The organism is Prochlorococcus sp. MIT 1327, assembly GCF_047304785.1.
In the GTDB taxonomy this organism is placed as follows: Bacteria; Cyanobacteriota; Cyanobacteriia; order PCC-6307; family Cyanobiaceae; genus Prochlorococcus; species Prochlorococcus marinus_D.
In genome coordinates, this window is record NZ_CP138972.1 from 1,065,971 (window position 1) to 1,084,262 (window position 18,292).

The 18,292-nt window shown below is 55.5% G+C and carries 16 protein-coding genes, 1 other RNA gene and 1 pseudogene; 4 read left to right on the plus strand and 14 right to left on the minus strand.

What is annotated here, in order from left to right:
• Nucleotides 1-21 precede the first annotated feature (21 nt).
• Nucleotides 22-3,696, minus strand: coding sequence for a hydantoinase B/oxoprolinase family protein (locus SIB80_RS05180; protein ID WP_063419622.1), 3,675 nt, complete (start codon nucleotides 3,694-3,696; stop codon nucleotides 22-24).
• A gap of 78 nt (nucleotides 3,697-3,774) precedes the next feature.
• Entirely contained in the window at nucleotides 3,775-4,017 is a 243-nt protein-coding gene (locus tag SIB80_RS05185) for a hypothetical protein (protein WP_011129688.1), read from the minus strand.
• Between the two features lie 90 nt (nucleotides 4,018-4,107).
• On the opposite strand from SIB80_RS05185, the gene SIB80_RS05190 reads away from it, so the two are divergent.
• Together SIB80_RS05190 and SIB80_RS05195 are read left to right on the plus strand one after the other, a co-directional pair.
• Nucleotides 4,108-5,340 carry a glycosyltransferase gene (locus SIB80_RS05190; RefSeq protein WP_063419621.1) on the plus strand — a complete coding sequence of 411 codons (1,233 nt, stop codon included), beginning with the start codon at nucleotides 4,108-4,110 and terminating at the stop codon, nucleotides 5,338-5,340.
• Nucleotides 5,341-5,370: 30 nt separating this feature from the next.
• Entirely contained in the window at nucleotides 5,371-6,129 is a 759-nt protein-coding gene (locus SIB80_RS05195) for a sugar transferase (protein ID WP_063419620.1), read from the plus strand.
• A gap of 10 nt (nucleotides 6,130-6,139) precedes the next feature.
• Here SIB80_RS05195 and SIB80_RS05200 read toward each other — a convergent pair whose 3' ends face one another.
• The 7 genes from SIB80_RS05200 to SIB80_RS05230 form a co-directional block, all read right to left on the minus strand.
• The gene (locus tag SIB80_RS05200) at nucleotides 6,140-6,337 is read right to left on the minus strand and encodes a hypothetical protein (RefSeq protein WP_063419619.1); all 198 of its coding nucleotides are present in this window, start codon (nucleotides 6,335-6,337) and stop codon (nucleotides 6,140-6,142) included.
• Nucleotides 6,338-6,345: 8 nt separating this feature from the next.
• Nucleotides 6,346-7,353 carry an adenosylcobinamide-phosphate synthase CbiB gene (gene cbiB, locus SIB80_RS05205; RefSeq protein WP_063419618.1) on the minus strand — a complete coding sequence of 336 codons (1,008 nt, stop codon included), beginning with the start codon at nucleotides 7,351-7,353 and terminating at the stop codon, nucleotides 6,346-6,348.
• Nucleotides 7,350-8,438, minus strand: a complete 1,089-nt coding sequence (locus SIB80_RS05210; protein ID WP_169189823.1) for a hypothetical protein — start codon at nucleotides 8,436-8,438, stop codon at nucleotides 7,350-7,352. The genes cbiB and SIB80_RS05210 overlap by 4 nt, the downstream gene beginning before the upstream one ends.
• A 345-nt stretch (nucleotides 8,439-8,783) precedes the next feature.
• Complete coding sequence (gene ilvC, locus SIB80_RS05215; protein ID WP_063419616.1) at nucleotides 8,784-9,779, minus strand: ketol-acid reductoisomerase; 996 nt, start codon at nucleotides 9,777-9,779, stop codon at nucleotides 8,784-8,786.
• A 96-nt stretch (nucleotides 9,780-9,875) separates the two neighbouring features.
• On the minus strand, nucleotides 9,876-10,478 hold the full coding sequence (locus SIB80_RS05220) for an ATP-dependent Clp protease proteolytic subunit (protein ID WP_011826624.1): 603 nt from the start codon (nucleotides 10,476-10,478) through the stop codon (nucleotides 9,876-9,878).
• A gap of 92 nt (nucleotides 10,479-10,570) precedes the next feature.
• Nucleotides 10,571-11,242, minus strand: a complete 672-nt coding sequence (locus tag SIB80_RS05225; RefSeq protein ID WP_011129694.1) for an ATP-dependent Clp protease proteolytic subunit — start codon at nucleotides 11,240-11,242, stop codon at nucleotides 10,571-10,573.
• A 30-nt stretch (nucleotides 11,243-11,272) separates the two neighbouring features.
• Nucleotides 11,273-12,442, minus strand: coding sequence for a PIN/TRAM domain-containing protein (locus SIB80_RS05230; RefSeq protein WP_063419615.1), 1,170 nt, complete (start codon nucleotides 12,440-12,442; stop codon nucleotides 11,273-11,275).
• Nucleotides 12,443-12,491: 49 nt separating this feature from the next.
• Between SIB80_RS05230 and hemW the strand changes: the two are divergent.
• Nucleotides 12,492-13,604 (plus strand): annotated as a pseudogene (gene hemW, locus SIB80_RS05235) (radical SAM family heme chaperone HemW); the annotation flags it as partial.
• Between the two features lie 73 nt (nucleotides 13,605-13,677).
• On the opposite strand, the gene panB reads toward hemW, so the two are convergent.
• On the minus strand, nucleotides 13,678-14,496 hold the full coding sequence (panB, locus tag SIB80_RS05240; protein WP_074160142.1) for a 3-methyl-2-oxobutanoate hydroxymethyltransferase: 819 nt from the start codon (nucleotides 14,494-14,496) through the stop codon (nucleotides 13,678-13,680).
• Nucleotides 14,497-14,539: 43 nt separating this feature from the next.
• Here panB and ffs point away from each other — a divergent pair.
• Nucleotides 14,540-14,636: signal recognition particle sRNA small type (ffs, locus tag SIB80_RS05245), an RNA gene on the plus strand.
• A gap of 14 nt (nucleotides 14,637-14,650) precedes the next feature.
• On the opposite strand, the gene ftsZ is transcribed toward ffs, so the two are convergent.
• The 4 genes from ftsZ to SIB80_RS05265 form a co-directional block, all read right to left on the minus strand.
• Nucleotides 14,651-15,760, minus strand: coding sequence for a cell division protein FtsZ (ftsZ, locus tag SIB80_RS05250; protein WP_196757088.1), 1,110 nt, complete (start codon nucleotides 15,758-15,760; stop codon nucleotides 14,651-14,653).
• A gap of 188 nt (nucleotides 15,761-15,948) precedes the next feature.
• A complete protein-coding gene (locus tag SIB80_RS05255; protein WP_063419612.1) occupies nucleotides 15,949-16,758 on the minus strand; it encodes a cell division protein FtsQ/DivIB in 810 nt (269 codons plus the stop codon).
• Nucleotides 16,755-17,165, minus strand: a complete 411-nt coding sequence (locus SIB80_RS05260; RefSeq protein WP_063419611.1) for a hypothetical protein — start codon at nucleotides 17,163-17,165, stop codon at nucleotides 16,755-16,757. Before SIB80_RS05260 ends, SIB80_RS05255 begins: the two co-directional genes overlap by 4 nt.
• A gap of 48 nt (nucleotides 17,166-17,213) precedes the next feature.
• Nucleotides 17,214-18,275, minus strand: a complete 1,062-nt coding sequence (locus tag SIB80_RS05265) for a D-alanine--D-alanine ligase family protein (protein WP_063419610.1) — start codon at nucleotides 18,273-18,275, stop codon at nucleotides 17,214-17,216.
• Nucleotides 18,276-18,292 lie beyond the last annotated feature (17 nt).

Here is an 18,292-nt window from a genome sequence, read left to right on the forward strand (position 1 = left end):
TTGATGAATCGCTAATAAGGGTTAGTCACGCGGTGAGCCGAAGCCTCCACCGCCTGGGGTGCAGATCAGCAACGCCTCTCCGGCTTCGATGTTGATCGTTGCGCATCCTTTCAGCGGATCTCTTTTCCCATTGACGTGTTCAAGTTGGTTTGCTCCTAACGCCCCCGGCAGGCCGCCTGATAGCCCGAATGGTGCAATCCGTCTCGATCCAGAGAGAATCGACGCTGTCATTGGCGCTAAGAAGCGAAATTGTCGCAACAGCCCATCACCACCACGCCATCGCCCAAGGCCGCCACTACCATGCCTTAACGCAAAGAGCTCCAGCAGTACTGGATAGCGCTGCTCAAGGATCTCTGGATCGGTGAGGCGGGAATTGGTCATATGCGTCTGTATGCCATCAGCACCATCAAACCCTTTGCCAGCACCGCTGCCGCCGCCAACCGTCTCGTAATACTGATGTTCGCTGTCGCCGAAGCTGAGATTATTCATCGTGCCCTGGCTTGCTGCCATAACCCCTAGGGCCGCGAACAATAGATTGCAGAGTGCTTGGGATGTCTCCACATTTCCTGCTACGACTGCTGCAGGTGGGTGTGGGTTGAGCAAGCAGCCATTGGGAACGATCAGTTCAAGTGGTTCAAAGCAACCGGCGTTGAGTGGGATCGTCTCCCTCACTAAACAGCGGAAGACATAAAGCACCGCTGCTTTTGTTACGGCCAGCGGAGCTTGGAAATTGTCAGAGCCCTGGGCTGAGGTGCCAGTGAAATCAACCTTTGCTGTGCGCTGATGCTTATCAATTGAGATCTTCAGGCAAAGCTTTGCGCCATTGTCGAGCTCTACTGAGAAGGCGCGATTGTTCAATGTTTGGATCACCTTGCGCACCGCTTCGGCCGCATTGGCCTGTACAAAGGCCATGTATCTGTTGACTTGTCGATCACCTGTGCTGGCAACAAGAGCCGTCAGCTCTTGAACGCCTAACTGGTTGGCGGCGACTTGCGCTTGTAGATCGGCGAGCAATTCGGCTGGGTTTCGTGGCGGCATGTTGCCGCTGTGAAGCCTTTGCTCCCAGCTCTTGCGGTCGTGGTGAGTATCGCTCACAAAAGACACGTTACGGAGGAGGAGTCCTTCGTCTTTGATGTTGCGACTAAAGGGCGGCATCGAGCCGGGCGTGAGTCCACCCACATCGGCATGATGCGCACGACAGGCGACGAAATAGCTTGGTTTGTCGCTTGTGGTGAACACAGGTGTGATTGCTGTGATATCTGGCAGATGGGTGCCGCCGTGGAAGGGATCGTTGCTGAGTACTGTCTCGCCTGGGCGCAGTGGTCCGCGTTCGCCAGCGTTAATCTGTGCCAGAAGATCGGCGACTGATTCACCCATCGAGCCAAGGTGAACCGGAATGTGAGGGGCATTGGCGACGAGTGCACCCTGATGATCGAATAAGGCGCAAGAGAAATCCAGCCGTTCGCGGATGTTCACTGAACGACTGGTTTGACGTAGTCGTTCCCCCATCTGTTCGGCGATGGCCATGAAGCGATGATGGAATAACTCCAGCAACACTGGATCGGGCGTTTGCTTGGCCAGTGCTACCGGTTGCCTTGTAATCACTGAATCTGCAGCGATGGCATCGAGTACAAGAGCTCCTTGTTGATCCACGCTTGCTCGCCAACCAGGCTCTAGCACGATGCAACCTGTAGTGTCTAAGACCAGCGCTGGCCCTTCTAGTACAGACCCTGCGATCAGACGATCGCGATGATGGAGGGGCACCTGCTGCCAGCCAAGATCTGGCCAATGCACCTCAGCATGTTGATGTTCGCCCCGTGGTGGAGGCGTATGCAGTTGGACGTCACCTAGTCTTGATCGGCCTTGATCGCTTGGGGATGCAGGGGCTACTACTGCGACTTCGAGCCTTTCCACCACTAAAGGCTGGTTGTGAGGAGGGATATAGCTAAAGCGCTGTTGGTGGGCGACCGCGAATGCTTTTTGTATATCCGTGATGCAAGTTGTTGGCTTCAGGGAGAGCATCAAGCCTTGTTCGCTGGATGCATAGCGCAGTTCGATGCGGGCCCAACGCTTTGGTGGAGCTGAATCAACAGCACTTGCAAGGTCTCCTGATTCCTGTAGGAGTTGTTCTGCTTGCGTCTGTTCCAGCTTGATGAGCTGCTGAAGTTTGTCCAATAAGTCTTCGTTAAGGGGTTCACGCACAGACCTTTCGCGTAATTGACGTTGACGGGCATGGCCCATTCCATGGGCTGAGAGCACGCCCGCTAAGGGGTGAAACAGCACTCTCTTCAGTCCTAGCTGAGCTGCTAGCCGGCAGGCATGTTGCCCACTGGCTCCTCCGAAGGCCACAAGCACGCCTCCACGAATGTCATGACCGCGTAGTAACGAGACCTGTCGGATTGCATCAGCCATGCGTTCGATCGCGATTGCTAAGGCACCTTCTGCGCTGTCTTCTGGTGTGCTGCCGATCGTCTCCGCTAGTTGTCTAAAGCGCTTTTGCACAACTGATAAGTCTGGGGGCTGGTTCGCCGATGGGCCGAATAGCGCTGGAAATTCGTTCACCTGTAGGCGACCCAGCAAGAGATTGGCGTCCGTGATCGTTAGTGGACCGCCACGGCGGTAACAGGCTGGTCCGGGGTCAGCACCCGCTGAGCGAGGCCCAACCTGTAGCCGTTCGCCCTCACTGCTGATGATTGATCCACCCCCTGCTGCCACGGTGTGGATTGGTAACCTCTGCGCCATTAAGCGCTGGCCCGCCACCTCTGTTTCAGGGCTGCGCTGCCAGTCTTCCTCCTGTTGCCCGGCAGGAACATGGAACACATCGGTGGAGGTTCCGCCCATGTCGAAGCCCAGTAGAGGTTGTTGGGCGAGGCCTGATGCTCGTGCTGCGGCGACAGCACCAACCATCCCCCCTGCCGGTCCGGAGAGAATTGTGTCTTTAGCGAGTAACCATTTAGGTGTCAGCAATGCACCGCTTGAGCCCATCATGCGGAGACGTGTTGACGGCCCGAGCTCCTTGCGGACTTGGTTTAGATACTTGAAAAGTACTGGTGAAACAGTTGCTTCCACCAGGGTGGTTTGTCCTCTGGGTACCAGGCGTGGCAGGGGGCAAACCTGATGGGAGCAAACCACGGAGTTAAATCCCAGCTGATTTAACCAGTCCTGCAAGTGCAGTTCGTGTTTGGGGTTGCGGTAGGCATGTAGGAGAGCAATGGCGCAGCTTTTCAAGCCTGCTTTGGCATGCCGCCGCACTTCATCTTCTAGGGCTGCATTGAAGCTGATCGGTTCGATTTCTTGCCCCTTGGCATCGAGGCGGCCTGGCACCTCGATCACGGCTCGTGCCAGGAAGGGCGTGCGGCGGATCTGTAGAGCAAATAATTCAGGCCGATGCTGATCGCCGATGCGGAGCAGATCTCTGAAACCACGATTGCAGAAGAGAAGAACCGCTTCTCCTGCATTTTCAAGCAAAGCATTGGTGGCCACGGTGGTGCCGAGGCGCACTTCTTCAATCAAGCCGATGGGAATTGGTTGTCCTGCTTTGAGCTCCAACACCTCCCGGATCGCTCGGACGGCTGGATCACCAGGTTGGTCTGGCTGTTCCGAGAGTACCTTGCGGACAATGCATTCTCCAGCGGGGTTGATTCCGACAAGATCTGTGAAGGTTCCGCCGCGATCGATCCAGAACTGCCAAGGCATGCAATTGAGCCAGTGGCTTGGCAGAGCATCGTTCCTTCATTATCGAGCCTTGAGGGAGTTGCTGACTAGGCCTGGCGTTCAGGAGTGAAACAGAAGCACAAGGCCTTGGCTGACTTGGTGGAATTCTCTCTCTTCGCGACTTAGGTCCAAACCGACTTGAAGAGCTTCTTGTAGTGCATCTTCAAAGGGGGGGGTGAGTGGGGCATTTTGTTGTCTACATAAAGCTGCTATGCCCACGGGAGTGGCATGCCAGCGAAAGCGCCCAGTTTCACCAATCGCAGGTTGATTGAGGGCATCTTCAAGGAGGGAATTGATCGGCATGCTTTAAGTGGGCTTAACCCAGCTTCGGAACGCAGCACTCTTGCTGCAATCGGCTGAGAGACTTCGTGATGAACTGAGGATCAATCCGCTATGGCTGGCAAGGCCCCAGAAGACTTGCCCAAACGGATTGCTTTGGTGCATGAGTGGTTCACGCCCCGTGCCGTGGGGGGTGCTGAGCAGGTCGTGCAATCTATCGATGCTCTGTTGCTCAGATTGGGCTGTCAACCAGACTTGGCAGCTCTGGTTGATGGAGAAAGCCTTAGGCCAGGAAGCTGGCTGGAAGGTCGCGCCATTCAGACCAGTCCGATTCAACATCTCCCCTGGGGGGTGAGCCATGTGCAGCAATACCTGCCCTTATTGCCCCTTGCGATTGAGCAGTTAGATGTGGGTGATTACCCCTTGGTCATCAGCAGCAGCCATCTTGTGGCCAAGGGGGTACTCACCTCTCCTGAGCAGCTCCATGTGAGCTACGTGCACACTCCCGTTCGTTATGCATGGGATCAGATGCATGCCTATTTGCGTCGCTCGGCCTTGGCACAAAGCGGTTTAGGGCCCTTGATCCGTTGGCAATTGCATGTTCTCAGGCAGTGGGATCAGCTCAGTGGTGCGCGCGTGAATCATCTTTTGGCCAATTCCCGCTTTACAGCGCGGCGGATTGCTTGCTTTTGGGGGCGTGAAGCAGAGGTGGTGCATCCACCGGTGAAGGTGGATCGCTTCCGCTGGGATCAGCCTCGCAATGATGTGTACCTCTGTGTTTGTCGCCTTGTCCCTTACAAGCGAGTGGATCTTGTGATTGAGGCCTTCAATCGATTGCGCTTGCCATTGTTGGTGGTTGGCGATGGACCGGAGCGGACATTCCTAGAAGAGTTGGCAGGTCCCACAGTGCAGTTGCTAGGTCGTCAAACCCAGGCGCAGGTTGAGGCCTTGATGGCAAGTTGCCGCGCCTTCGTTTATGCCGCTTTGGAGGACTTTGGAATTGCACCAGTGGAAGCCATGGCAGCGGGTGCCCCAGTGATTGGCTTGGGGAGGGGTGGCTTACTCGATACCGTGCGTTGTGCGGCGGCGGGAAGGCCTTACCCAACAGGGGTCTTGTTCCCTGAACAGACAGTCACATCAGTCGCGCAGGCGGTTGCCTGGTTTGAGGAACGTCAGCTTTGGCAGCAATTGACCCCTGAAGTCGTACGTCTTTGCGCAGAACAATTCCGTCCGGAAGCTTTTGCGTCGCGTTTTGAGACTGCACTGCGTCAGGCCTGGCAACAACATCAGCAGGCCTGTGCCGTTGCTGCGAGTGACCCTGTGGAGCTTTTAGAGTTTCGATCCTGATCTTGAGTAGGCGAGCCGTTTGGAGAGATCATGAGATTGGCCTCCAGGCGCTTTGTGTTTCATGGGGGTAGTAGAGCCCTGGGCCGAGGGGCTTCTCGTCGTCATCTTGAGGTGCTTTCAGCTCCAGCCTCAACGTTGCCTGCGAATGCCTTGATTGGTCAGCAAAGTCGCTTGGGGAGATCGATTAAACGATCTGGAGATGTGGTGTTTTCCCTTGCTGTGATCAGCCTCGGCTCTCCTGTCTTTCTCCTTTTGGCGTTGCTGGTCAAACTCAGCTCACCTGGGCCTGTTTTTTATGTGCAGCGACGGGTAGGTCGTGATTATCGACACTTTGGCTGTATCAAGTTCCGCACGATGAGAGCAGATGCCGACGACATCCTTGCAAATTTGCTTGTTAAATCTGCTTCGATGAGGGCTGAGTTTGAGCGTGATTTTAAGCTTCGTAAGGATCCTCGGATCACACCTATTGGTCGATTTTTGCGGCGTTCCAGTCTTGATGAACTGCCTCAGTTTTTGAATGTGCTGCGGGGTGAAATGAGTTTGGTTGGTCCCAGACCAATCGTTGATAAAGAACTTGAACGCTATGGGGAGTTTATGCATGAAGTTGCATCTGTACGCCCTGGGCTGACTGGTCTGTGGCAGGTTAGTGGTCGCAATAATCTCAGCTATGCCAAGCGGGTTCGCCTTGACCTTGCTTATGCCCGGGGGCGTTCATTCATGTTGGACTTGGCGATCATTCTGCGCACCTTTGGTGTGCTGTTGCTGCCTATGGATCGCGGTGCCTACTGAGGCGAAGGGGTCAGTCTCGTGCCCAGCGCTGGTTGCAACGAGCTGAACACTTCATCTCGCTTTCCGGATAGCTGTAACCAGTCTTACGAGCGTTCTTCTCCACTTCGGCGGGATTGGAACCGCTGAAGGTTCTGGTGGTTTTTGCCTGAGCAGGGATCTGCACCGACAGCAGCAGCAGAGCCGTGGCTGTGATGGTGATCATTCGCATTGGCTTGGTTAGAGCAGAACCAGCGCAATCATGATCCAGACCAGTTCAAGCCAACTGGTGAGTGCCAGGATGCGCTGCAGAGCATTTTGGTCTGCTGGCGGTTGATCGATTGCCAGCAAGGGTTTGTCCACCCATCGGTTGCCGTATCGGTTGCGTCCACCCATTCGCACCCCTGCACAGTGGGCATAGATCGCTTCGGACCGTCCGGCGTTGGGGGAGTGATCCAAGGCTCCGTCCTGTTCCGCTGCCATCACCAGAGCCGGCAGCTGGCGCCAAGGCTTGCTGATTAGAGGAAGGGTGAGCATCACCAGGCGGCAGGGGAGCCAGGTGAGTAGATCATCGAGTCGTGCTCCGGCAGTGCCCAGCCATTGCAGTTTTCCCTGCCGATAGCCCAGCATCGAATCAAGGGTGCTGGAGGCCTTGAAGCTCCAGGCCAGAGCTAGAGGGCCTGGCCATGCATTGGAGACATGCCAGAGGCCAGCACCGATCAGCATCCAGAACAGCGGTGCAAACACTCCATCCACGGCGTTTTCGGCTGCGCTTTCAGCGGTAGCCCGCAGAATCTCCTGCTTATTCAACTGGGATACATCGCGTCCCACGATCCAGCTCAGCTGCAAACGGGCGATAGACAGGTCTCCTCCCGCATCTGTGGGTAGCGCCTTCAACACCTTCAAGATGCTGTGGCGGAGGCTGCCGGCGGCGAGGGCACTGGCCAGGGCGATCACCAGCAGGGGGATCCCGAGCCAGGCTGGGGCGATGCTCTCCTGCAGGGCGAGGCGTTCGATTGCCCAACCCAGTGCACCGCTGCCGCTGATCAGCACAGCGGTGATCAGAACGCCGCCAACACGCAGCAGCACGGGGCGATTCCCGGCGATCGCTTCAGCAACATGGCGCAGCTGTTTGATCACAGCTCCCATCAACTCAACGGGATGTGGACACCAGCGTGGATCACCGATCAGCAGGTCGAGACCTGCTGCAGCTGCCAAGAGAGACCAAGGCAGCAGCTCTTCGCTCATGTCTGTAAGCCACTAGGCGGACGCCAGCGCCATGTGATGGCAGCGGCTAATAGGAAAAGAACTACAAGCACTGGCATGGCTGTGATCAGCCCAAAGATCTGCGCGCTGGCTCCCATCACAAGACCACCTGCCACCGATGCAACCTTGTCGGAACGATGGTGTATGTCCATGCACCGGGATAGATCACCTTGGCCTTTAAGATGTTCGATAAGGGCAAGATCAATTGAGACAAATAGACCACCTAAGGGAATAAATAGCAGCACATCAAGCCATAGAGGTGTGTTGAGAACAAATGCGCTCAGCAGAATCAGCCCACATAGCCCGTAAAGCATCGCTCCACTGAGCCAGGGCAGTAGACCTCGAAGCAGTCGCCCGATCATGAAAGCCCCCATGATCATTGAGTAATCAACAAAGTTGTTCTGATCGATTGTGAGTGCCCATAGGGGTAAAAGGGCAAACAAAGCGCCATTTAGAAAGCCATGGAGCACACTCCAGGGTTTGAGTGGAGGGGCGCTCATGGTGGGCTGCGTCTGAGAAATGTCGGTTTCAGCCGTTTTATGAGGTATTGATCGGCTTAAGGGAATGACTGGAAGTATCAGAAGCAGCGCGGGCGGAAACTGTATGAAGGCTGGATAAAAAAGACCAGCAAGGATGGTGCCGCTCAGGCCGCCTAAATCCTGGCCATATTGCAATTGCTCTTTGCGCAAATTGGTCCCCTCCAGCACCCTCTGAACGAGTGGCGGTAAGGCGATAGTGATGCCAATTGAGAGGACGAATACCCCTGTCAGCGTGATGCCGATTAGGAGAGGTGGATTGAGCCATTGCCAGCTCAGGGCGACGCCCACTAGCTCGAGCATTAGGACCGCACTGAACATCAGCGGAAAACCTTTGATATGCCGCTTCAAAGGCAGAAATGCAGGAATATTGCGAGCAGCCACCAGAAGGCTATTCACTAATGGTGATGGAGTCAGTTCAGCAAGTAGCCAGGCGCTGGCGACTCCCATCAGACTCATGGATGCAAAACAACAACTCCAGCTCACTAAACGCTTTTCGGCAGGCATCAAACCGTTTCTTAAGTCGTTCACGATGAAAGGTTGGTGCTGTGTTCTTGGATCGTCCTTGCTAGGCCTAACAGAAGAGCTTTGGCTGAGTTTCCTATGAGAACCTTGCTGTCATTTGTGTCTTGATCCGCAGCTTGTAGAAGCCCAATTCTTTAAGGGTTAGGTGGAGAATTTGCAAGTGCTACTAGTTAAGAACCTGTCACGTTTCTTATGATCATGGTTTTTACAAGCATGGTGGTGAAGCTCGATTGTTTTGCTATGCCGATAGGGGCCTTTGAAGCATCGCAGAGCAGAACAATCATCACAAAATACTTATCTTGAAGCAATAGTCTGCGGAGCGGTGACGCAGCAGGAAGCAGTATCTGTGCTTCATGCTGTTTTCAGCCAGCTGAACATGGCGCGGAGACCTTTGCCGACCTGCTCAATTGGATGGGCGGCATCGCGATCGCGAATCTTCTTCATCTCAGGTTTGCCTGATTCGCATTCGGCGACAAAGTTTTTAGCGAAGGTGCCGTCTTGGATGTCAGCGAGGATGCGCTTCATCTCAGCTTTGGTATCAGCGTTGATCAGTCTTGGCCCACTCACGTAGTCGCCGTATTCGGCCGTGTTGGAGATTGAATCACGCATGGCAGTGAGGCCGCCCTTCACCATTAGATCTACGATTAACTTCACCTCGTGAAGGCACTCGAAGTAGGCCAGCTCAGGCTGGTAGCCAGCTTCTACAAGGGTTTCAAAGCCTGCTTTGACGAGCTCTGAGAGCCCGCCACAGAGCACGGCTTGTTCGCCGAACAAGTCGGTTTCGGTTTCTTCCTTGAAGTTGGTTTCGAGGATGCCCGCTCGGGTGCCGCCGATCCCCTTGGCGTAGGCCATCGCCAGGGAACGGGCGCTTCCAGAAGCGTCTTGCTCAATGGCGAATAGGGCTGGTACTCCTTGCCCGTTTTGGTATTCCCAGCGCACGGTATGGCCAGGCCCCTTAGGAGCAATCATCACCACGTCGACATCAGCTGGCGGCTGAATTAACCCGAAGCGGATGTTGAAGCCGTGAGCGAAGCTCAACACTTTGCCTGAACTCAGATGAGGGGCGATCTCTTTTGCATAAACATCTTTTTGGAATTCATCCGGTAGTAGCACCATGATCCAGTCCGCTTTGGCGGCGGCTTCAGCGACGCTGAGCACTTCCAGTCCATCGGTGCGGGCTTTCTCGGCGGAGCGGCTGCCTTCATATAGGCCCACTACCACATCTACGCCGCTGTCCTTGAGGTTGAGGGCATGGGCATGGCCCTGGGAGCCATAGCCAATGATGGCGACGGTCTTGCCATTGAGTAGGCCGAGATCGGCATCGGAGTCGTAGAAGAGCTGGGCCATCCTGGCTGGATTGCGTTCAGGGCAAGGTCAGAGCTTACGCAAGGGCCCCATGGTTTTGGCTGAAGGTCCAATAGTCCTTCTCGGTTGGCAGGACTTTCAGGCTTCGTTCGGATGGGCAATCACACGATCGATGAGGCCATAGTCTTTGGCCTCGGCTGCACTTAAGAAGTAGTCGCGGTCCGTGTCTTTTTCGATTTTTTCAAAGGTCTGACCTGTCAGCTCTGCCATGGAGTGGTTGAGCATGTCTTTGATGCGCAGGATTTCACGCGCTTCGATTTCGATATCGCTGGCTTGTCGTTGGTTGGTTCCACCCAGCGGTTGGTGGATCATGATTCGGCTGTGGGGCAGGGCGAGTCTTTTCCCTTTGGTTCCTGCAGTGAGAAGGAAGGCGCCCATCGAAGCTGCCAAGCCAACGCAGATTGTTACGACATCACTTTTGACGTATTTCATCGTGTCGTAGATCGCCAGGCCAGCAGTGACTGATCCACCTGGGGAGTTGATGTACAGATAGATCGGTTTTGTGCTGTCTTCAGAATCGAGGTAGAGCATCTGGGCTACCAAGCTGTTGGCAACACCATCACTGACTTCCTGGCCAAGGAACAGGATCCTTTCCACCCCAAGGCGGGTATAGATGTCGACCCAGCGCTCCATCTGGCTGCCGGGAAGACGGTAGGGAACGCTTGGGGTACCGATCGGCATGGTGAAAAAAGAAAGGAGGAAATCAGAACTGGATTAGGAATGATCTGAGATAGAGCCTGGAAGGGTTGAGTCCAGGGTTGCAGTGGGATCGTTCAGTTCAGTGACTCTGAACTGGGTAGCTCTTTACGGCTGCTGAGAATCCGATCGATGATGCCGTATTCGACAGCGTCTCCAGGGGTGAGATAACTCATCCGATCAGAATCCTTTGATAACTGCTCAATGCTGCGGCCTGTATTGCTGGCAAGAATTTTGAGCATGGCTTGTTTGTTATGCAGCACTTCCTTGGCACGGATCTGAATGTCGGTGGCTTGACCTTGGGCACCACTGCGAGGTTGATGCAGCACGATTGAGGCGTGGGGAAGGGCCGCCCTGTGGCCTTTGGTGCCTGCCGAGAGAATCACCGCTGCCGTGCCCATTGCTTGGCCGATGCAGATGGTGTGGACAGGGGGTTTGACGTAACGCAGGGTGTCACAGATCGCAAAAGCTTCGGTTTCAAAGCCGACGGCATCACCCGTATACCAGCTGGTACCAGTGGAGTTGATATAGAAGTAGATGGGCTTTTCTGGGTTGTCGAACTCCAGATAGAGAAGTTGGGCAATGATCAGTTCGGTCACATCCATGCCTAGCTGCCGCTTGGCATCGTCGTCGGAGAACAGGGGCAGTCCTAGGTAGACAATGCGTTCCTTGAGAAGTAGCGATGGCAAATCCGGAGGCGGTGTACGCATCACGGTTGATTCGCCGTAGTAGGGAGCGGACACCGTCATCTGCAGCACATCTTTGGCGGAGTTTGGAGACTAGCGAGGGTTAGCCGGTGGGCGCTCGCTGGTCTTACTTGATTTGCGGGTTGGCTGATTTTTCTCGAACCGACCAAAGACCATCCTGCCGGTAGGGGTTTGCAGCGCTCCAGTGATCACAACGGGTAGCCGCTGTCCAATCGCCTCTCTGCCGCCCTCCACCACTACCATCGTCCCGTCTTCTAGATAGCCCACCCCCTGGTTGTCTTCCTTGCCCTGTTTGACGATCTTGAGCTTCAGTTCGTCGCCGGGTTGTACTTCAGGTCGCAGGGCGATCACGATTTCGCTGAGGTTGATTGCTTTGAGGTCTTTGACCTTGGCGACTTGGGCGAGGTTGTAATCGGCAGTGATCAAGATTCCGCCTGTATCGGCGGTGAGTTTGAGAAGTCGCTCGTCAGTGCCAGATCCCTCGTATCGGGTGCTGTTTAAAACCAGCCGTCTGCCATAGCTTTCGCGTAATTCAGTGAGCAACTTCAAACCGCGTCGACCTTTGGCTCGTTTTTCGGCATTGCTTGAATCGGCCAGCTGTTGCAGTTCATCAATCACGGTTTGGGCCACGATTGCCTGACCTTCCACTAGTCCGCATGCCATTAGTCCACGAATGCGGCCATCGATGATCACGCTGGTGTCGAGAATCTTTGCAGTGGCAGGTGTTAGAACCCCATCGGCGACCAGTAACGCCTCGGTGCTGTTGGGATTGAACAGGCGTAGCAGGGTGCGGCCGTGGACCTCCGCCAGGTTGTATCCAAGGACGCCAAAGAAGACATTGCTCAGTACTGCGGCCAGAGGCTTCACCAACACCACCTCAAATGGGAGGGGCAAAAGCAGGATTGGTGCCAGCAGCAAATTGGCAACCAGTAGGCCAAGAATGAGGCCTACAGCTCGACTGACCAAGAGGTCGGTGGGCATGGTGCGCACCTGCTGCATCAGCCTTTGCCGCAGTCGCTGGAAGAAGAATCCAGCCAAAAGTCCAAAGCCGGCGCTCAACCCACTCAGGACCAACCTCAGTCGATCGATGTTGATCGTTTGCTCCAGCAGCCGTTCGGGCAACAGCTCAACTCCTAGCCAGCCAGTGGCCGCGCCAGAGATCAGAAACAGCACCAGGATGAGCAGGTCAACCATGGGGTCAGATCGTGTCTGCTCGCTCCAGATGAAGGCAGCATGCACCATCCTCTGGAGCTTGGCCCGGGCAGATGTCCGCACCTTTGCGGATTGATTGATGAGAGACGGTCTTGCTGTGTTGCCACCTCGTAGTGCCTATCTGCACATTCCTTTCTGCCATCGGCGTTGCTTTTATTGCGATTTCGCTGTCGTGCCTCTTGGCGATCATGCCAATGGGGCTAAGGGCTCTGGCAGCGCCTCGATTCAGTCTTATCTGCAGCTATTGCAACGGGAGATTGCGCTTGTTAAGCCTGGACCAACGCTGGCCACGGTTTACATCGGCGGCGGAACACCATCTCTGCTCAGCTCAGCACAGATTGGTGCCCTGTTGGATCAGCTACGGCAACGATTTGGCGTTCAGCTTGGTGCAGAAATCACACTGGAAATGGATCCAGCTAGTTTCGATCAGGCTTACCTAGAGGCCGTGCTAGCGGCTGGTGTCAACAGGGTGAGCTTGGGGGGGCAGAGTTTCGATGATGCCTTGCTCGAGACGCTTGGACGCCGTCATCGTCGCCACCATTTACTGGAGGCTTGCGGATGGTTGCATCAGGCTCATCAGTTCGGAGAGCTGAGAAGTTGGAGTTTGGATCTCATCCAGAACCTGCCAGGACAGGAGTTGGTGGCATGGAAGCAACAGCTTGTTGAGGCCATTGATACTGGTTCACCTCATCTTTCGATCTACGAGTTATCTGTTGAACCAGGCACGGTATTTGCTTGGCGTCAGCGGCGGGGGGAGTTGGATTTGCCCGATGATGATTTAGCAGCTGAGCAGATGCAGACCACCAGTATCTTGCTTCGTCAAGCAGGATTTGGCCGCTATGAAATCTCCAATTACGCCTTACCAGGTCACGCCTCACGCCACAACCGCGTGTATTGGAGTGGGGCAGGGTGGTGGGGGTTTGGTCAGGGTGCGACCAGTGCGCCCTGGGGCGAGAGGTTGGCTCGTCCGCGTACAAGGGATGGTTACTACAACTGGATTGAGGTTCAGGAGGCAGAAGGGCTGGATTCCTCTCTAGTTGCGGCTCAGGCAAGACCATTACCTCTGGATGAACAGTTGTTGGTGGGTTTGCGTTGCCGTGAGGGAGTTGATCTTGAGGCCCTCAGTAGGGCTTGGGGCTGGACTCATGAGCAGTGCAACGCTCTATTGCCTTCGTTGCAGCTGCGCTGGCAGGCGGCGTTGGATCGGGGCTGGTTAGAGCTGCATGGACGACGTTGGCAGCTCAGTGACCCCGAGGGGATGGCCCTCAGCAATCAGGTTCTGGTGGAGATGTTGTTGTGGTGGCAGTCTCTGCCTGCTGATGCAGTTGCTTCACCCAACCTTGAAGGGCTTCTACGCAAAGCTGGCGACCTTGGATCAATGGCGGACTGAAGGGGGGTTGGCTGGGAGTCAGTCCCAGCAGGTCAGCGGTGACCCTTACCTGTCCATCGCAATCTTCGCCAGCGCCGATACCGATTACGGGGATGGTGAGTTGTTGACTCAGGCATCGAGCGATGGAACTCGGCACATGTTCGACCACCAGGGCGAAACAGCCCGCTTGCTCAAGTTGTTTTGCTTGTTGCAGCATTTGCGCTTGGCTGCGAGGGTCCTCCGCCTGACGGCGGTAGCCGAGCTGATGTACTGCTTGTGGAGTAAGGCCCAAATGCCCCATGACTGGGATCCCCATCCGCACCAGACGCTCAATGACTGCGAGGACCTCTGGCTCTGCTCCTTCTAGCTTCACTGCGGCTGCACAGGAGTGCTTGAGCAGGCTTCCAGCGGCCGCTACAGCCTTGTCTTCTCCGCATTGGTAGCTCAGGAATGGGAGGTCGCAGACGACGAGGGGCTGTTGTTGCAGAGGGCGAGTGAAACCTCTACCCACAGCTTGGGTGTGGTGGAGCATCTGCTCCACTGTCACAGGCAGGGTGGTTGCATGGCACAGTGCCACCATCGCTAGCGAGTCTCCTACGAGAACCACATCGGCTCCAGCGGCCTCAACCAAGGCCGCGCTTATGCCATCCCAGGCTGTGAGGATGCTGATTGCTCGCCCATCCTGCTTGAGTTGAGTTAATTCGCTGGGGCGCATCTGCTTCTCCAGGCCCTCGAGGGTCCATTGCTAGCATCGTGTTGACTCGGACCCATGCGGCCGCGACGCCTAAATCTGGTCAGGACCGGAAGGGAGCAGCCACACGGGATGCTCGTGACAGGCGTGGACTCCGGGTCACCCTCATAGACGAAGGTTAGATCTCGTTATCGTTTCGAGGTTGACGCTTACGCAGGAATTCGGGAATTCGTGCGCCTGATTCGTTGGCTTCAGGCTGGCTATAGATCGATTGAGAGGCAATCTTGTTGATTGAGCGTTCGCTCCGGTAAGGCTGGTTGCCTTCAAAGCCTGTGGCGATAACGGTGACGTGAACTTCACCTTCGAGTTTTTCGTCCACCACAGCCCCAACAATGATGTTGGCTTCTGGATCGACCACGTCGTAGATCACTTCCGATGCGGAGGTCATGTCCTCAAGGGTCATGTCGCGACCGCCGCTGATGTTGATGACGCAACCTTTGGCTCCGTCGATGCGGGCCGCTTCCAGTAGCGGACTACTGATGGCAGCCTGGGCTGCTTCTATCGCCCTGGAACGTCCTGAACCTTCACCAATCCCCAGCAGGGCCGTGCCGGCTTCGGTCATCACCGAACGCACGTCGGCGAAGTCCACATTGACAAGGCCAGGGCAGGTGATGATGTCACTGATGCCTTTAACACCCATACGCAGGATGTCATCTGCACTTCGGAAGGCTTCTTGAAGCGGAGCTTCGGAGATGACGTCTTTAATGCGGTCGTTGGGGATCACAATCAAGGTGTCCACATGATCGGCCAGGCGGCTAATGCCTTCAGCGGCCTGTCGCATGCGACGACGTCCCTCAAAGCTAAAGGGTTTGGTGACGATGCCCACAGTGAGCGCGCCGCTTTCCTTGGCAACTTCGGCAACCACTGGAGCGGCCCCAGTGCCGGTCCCGCCACCCATGCCAACGGCGATGAAGACGAGATCGACTCCTTGCAGAGCTTGTTGCAGTTCTGCTCGAGATTCCTCCGCCGCCTTCTGACCGATGCTGGGATTACCTCCAGCGCCTAACCCTCTCGTAAGGGTCTGACCCAGCTGCACGCGGTTACTGGCTGCAGACTGAAGCAGGGCCTGAGCGTCCGTATTCATGACCCGATAGTTCACACCATCGAGGTCACTGAGAATCATGCGGTTGACGGCATTGCTGCCGCCTCCGCCGACGCCAATTACTTCAATGCGAGCTGATTGGCTGGGAAGGATCCCTGCGGTCTCCATGGAGGTGGACATGGACATGTTTTTGATCGCCATCTCCATTGTCGATGTCGAATCATTGAGGTGTTGATGCATTATGTCCGTGTTGGAGCTTTTCGCTGAAAGTTTCAACACAGTTGATTTTTTGCGCCATCTCTGCAACGGACATTTGGCGATTTCAGCTCATCTGGCATTTCTTTTGCTTGGCATGCCTTGCAGGACGATTGACCTCACTTAGAAGGTTGGGGCATTTGCAGTTCCGGTTTGGAGGGATCGCTCATGTCGATGGTTGTGCCTGGTTTATGGCGAAAACTTGACGGGAGGGTTTTGCTCAATTGGGCCACAGTTTCTAGTTGCTCCTTCAGCATGGTGCTATTGCTGCCTAGCTGGATCAGGCCAAGGGTCTTGGTTTGCAGGCTGAGCTCTCCATTAGGAGCCACGAGGATTCGTTCTAGGGGGCTGCCAAGCTGATTTCGTTGCTCCAGTACCTGGGAAATGGCTTGCCGTTTGCTGGCCGTCCAGCCTTCCACAGTCAAGTTTGTAGAGGGACGCTCGCCTTGTTTTGCCACGTTGAGTGGTATCCACATCGCAGTGCTGTCGACCATGCCCTGCTCTTGGCCATAGGCGCGTTTTCTTAGTGCATAAGCAACGGGTTTTCGTTCTTGAACAGCCACATCTATTCCTGGAGGGAGTAGGCGCCTTTGCACAACGACCGAGTTGAGCGGCAGTTTGCGCAGCAGGGTCTGCTCTAGTTCTTTGGGATTGAAACCAAGAAGTGGCTGGGGGAAGTGGAGCTCACCGGCCTTGATCACGGTGTTTGTTTGGATGTTGCGGCTGCCTTGTACATGGATTTGCTTCGCGTTGTTGAGGCTCCATCCTTGGCTGAGTAGTACCCATCCCAGGCCTGCTGCAATAGAGATGAATGTCAACATTCGCCAGAGGTAGATCAGTTGCTCTCGGCGGCGTTGTTGGCGCAACCGGCGCCGCCTCTCTACCCCTGGGCCGTTTGCAGGCCGTCGATCAGGGGTGGATGATCTCACAGGTCACAGCGTGCCCGGGCCATCAGCTGATCCAGCCAACGGCGAGCCTGTTCTGCATCGGCAAAGGGCACATCCATTTCTTGGCCATTGCCGATTAGCCGAAGTCGACAACGGCCCTGAGATTCTTGGGTGAGAGGGGCTTCCCCTGAGGTAAGGGCCATCAGTTCCAGCATCTCCAATTTGGTGACTTCAAAGTTGCCCTGCTCTTGAAAACGGCCTGCTTCAAAGCTGCTCCAGCTGAGCATGCCTTGTTTCAGTCGAGCAGCTCCTGAGCCGTCAAGTTTGGATAGCTCAGAGTCCTCAGCCCAGACGCGGAAGAGGTTTTGCCGCCGCCTCTCTAGCCACCCGAGAGCAGTGAGAAGCACAAATACCAGGAGCAGGGGGAACCAGAGCAGACCGTGAATCATTGGCAGGTCAAAGATGGAATTCCGGAATGCCATCAAGTTGGAACTTGTTTATTCTCCCGCTGTGATCACAAGTTGGCTCACGAGCTCTTCGAGCGTTACACCAGAAGCCTCCCAGAGCATTGGATACATGCTCTGAGATGTGAAGCCTGGCAGGGTGTTGATCTCATTGAGCCAAATTTCATTGCGTGCAGCGTTGTAAAAAAAGTCGACCCTGGCCATGCCATGGGCGGCTACGCAGCGACAGGCTTGTAACGCCAGTGAGCGGATTTGTGCTTCAACTCCCTCTGGTAGAGGCGCTGGAATGAGCGTATGGCTGCAATTTTCGCTGTATTTGGTGTCGTAGTCGTACCAGTCCGCATCAAAGCAAATCTCCCCTACGACAGAGGTTTGCAGCTCACGTTTGCCTAGCACAGCGCATTCAAGCTCTCTAGCGCTCACTCCCTGCTCCACCACAATGCGCCGATCAAGGCTGGCAGCTTTGTCGAGACCGATAAGCAGCTCGTTGCGGTTTTGAGCTTTGCTGATACCGACTGAAGAACCCAGGTTGGCGGGTTTGACAAAACATGGGTATTTGAGTTTGGCCTCCAAGTGTTTGGCGACGCCTTGACGCGATTCAGTTTCGATGAGATCTGCGGCATCAACGGCGACGTAAGGCACCTGGGGTAACCCTGCTGCAGCGAAGGCGGCTTTCATGGCCAACTTGTCCATGCTGAGGGCAGAGCCGAGTACGCCTGAACCCACAAAAGGTTTTCCCATCAGGGTGAACAGGCCTTGCACGGTGCCGTCTTCGCCATTGGGACCATGCAGAACTGGATACCAGACATGTACGCTTTCGCTCCCCTCAGGCAGTTTGGTAAAGCCCTGCGGGGCAAGGGGCGTCGACAGTTGTTCCGGTTTGGCGGGATGACCTTGCTTCAGCACTGCTTCAGCCACGCATGCTGGCCACCAGCGGCCTCGTTGGTCGATGTAAATCGCAATGACCTCGAAGCGATTGTTGTTCACTTCGCTGCGAAGGGCACCGACCACTGTGATGGCTGATCGGATTGAAACGGCATGTTCCTCGGACGCGCCGCCGAACACCACGCCTACACAGGTGCGGGAGGAAGGCATGGAGATCCTGCAAGGCC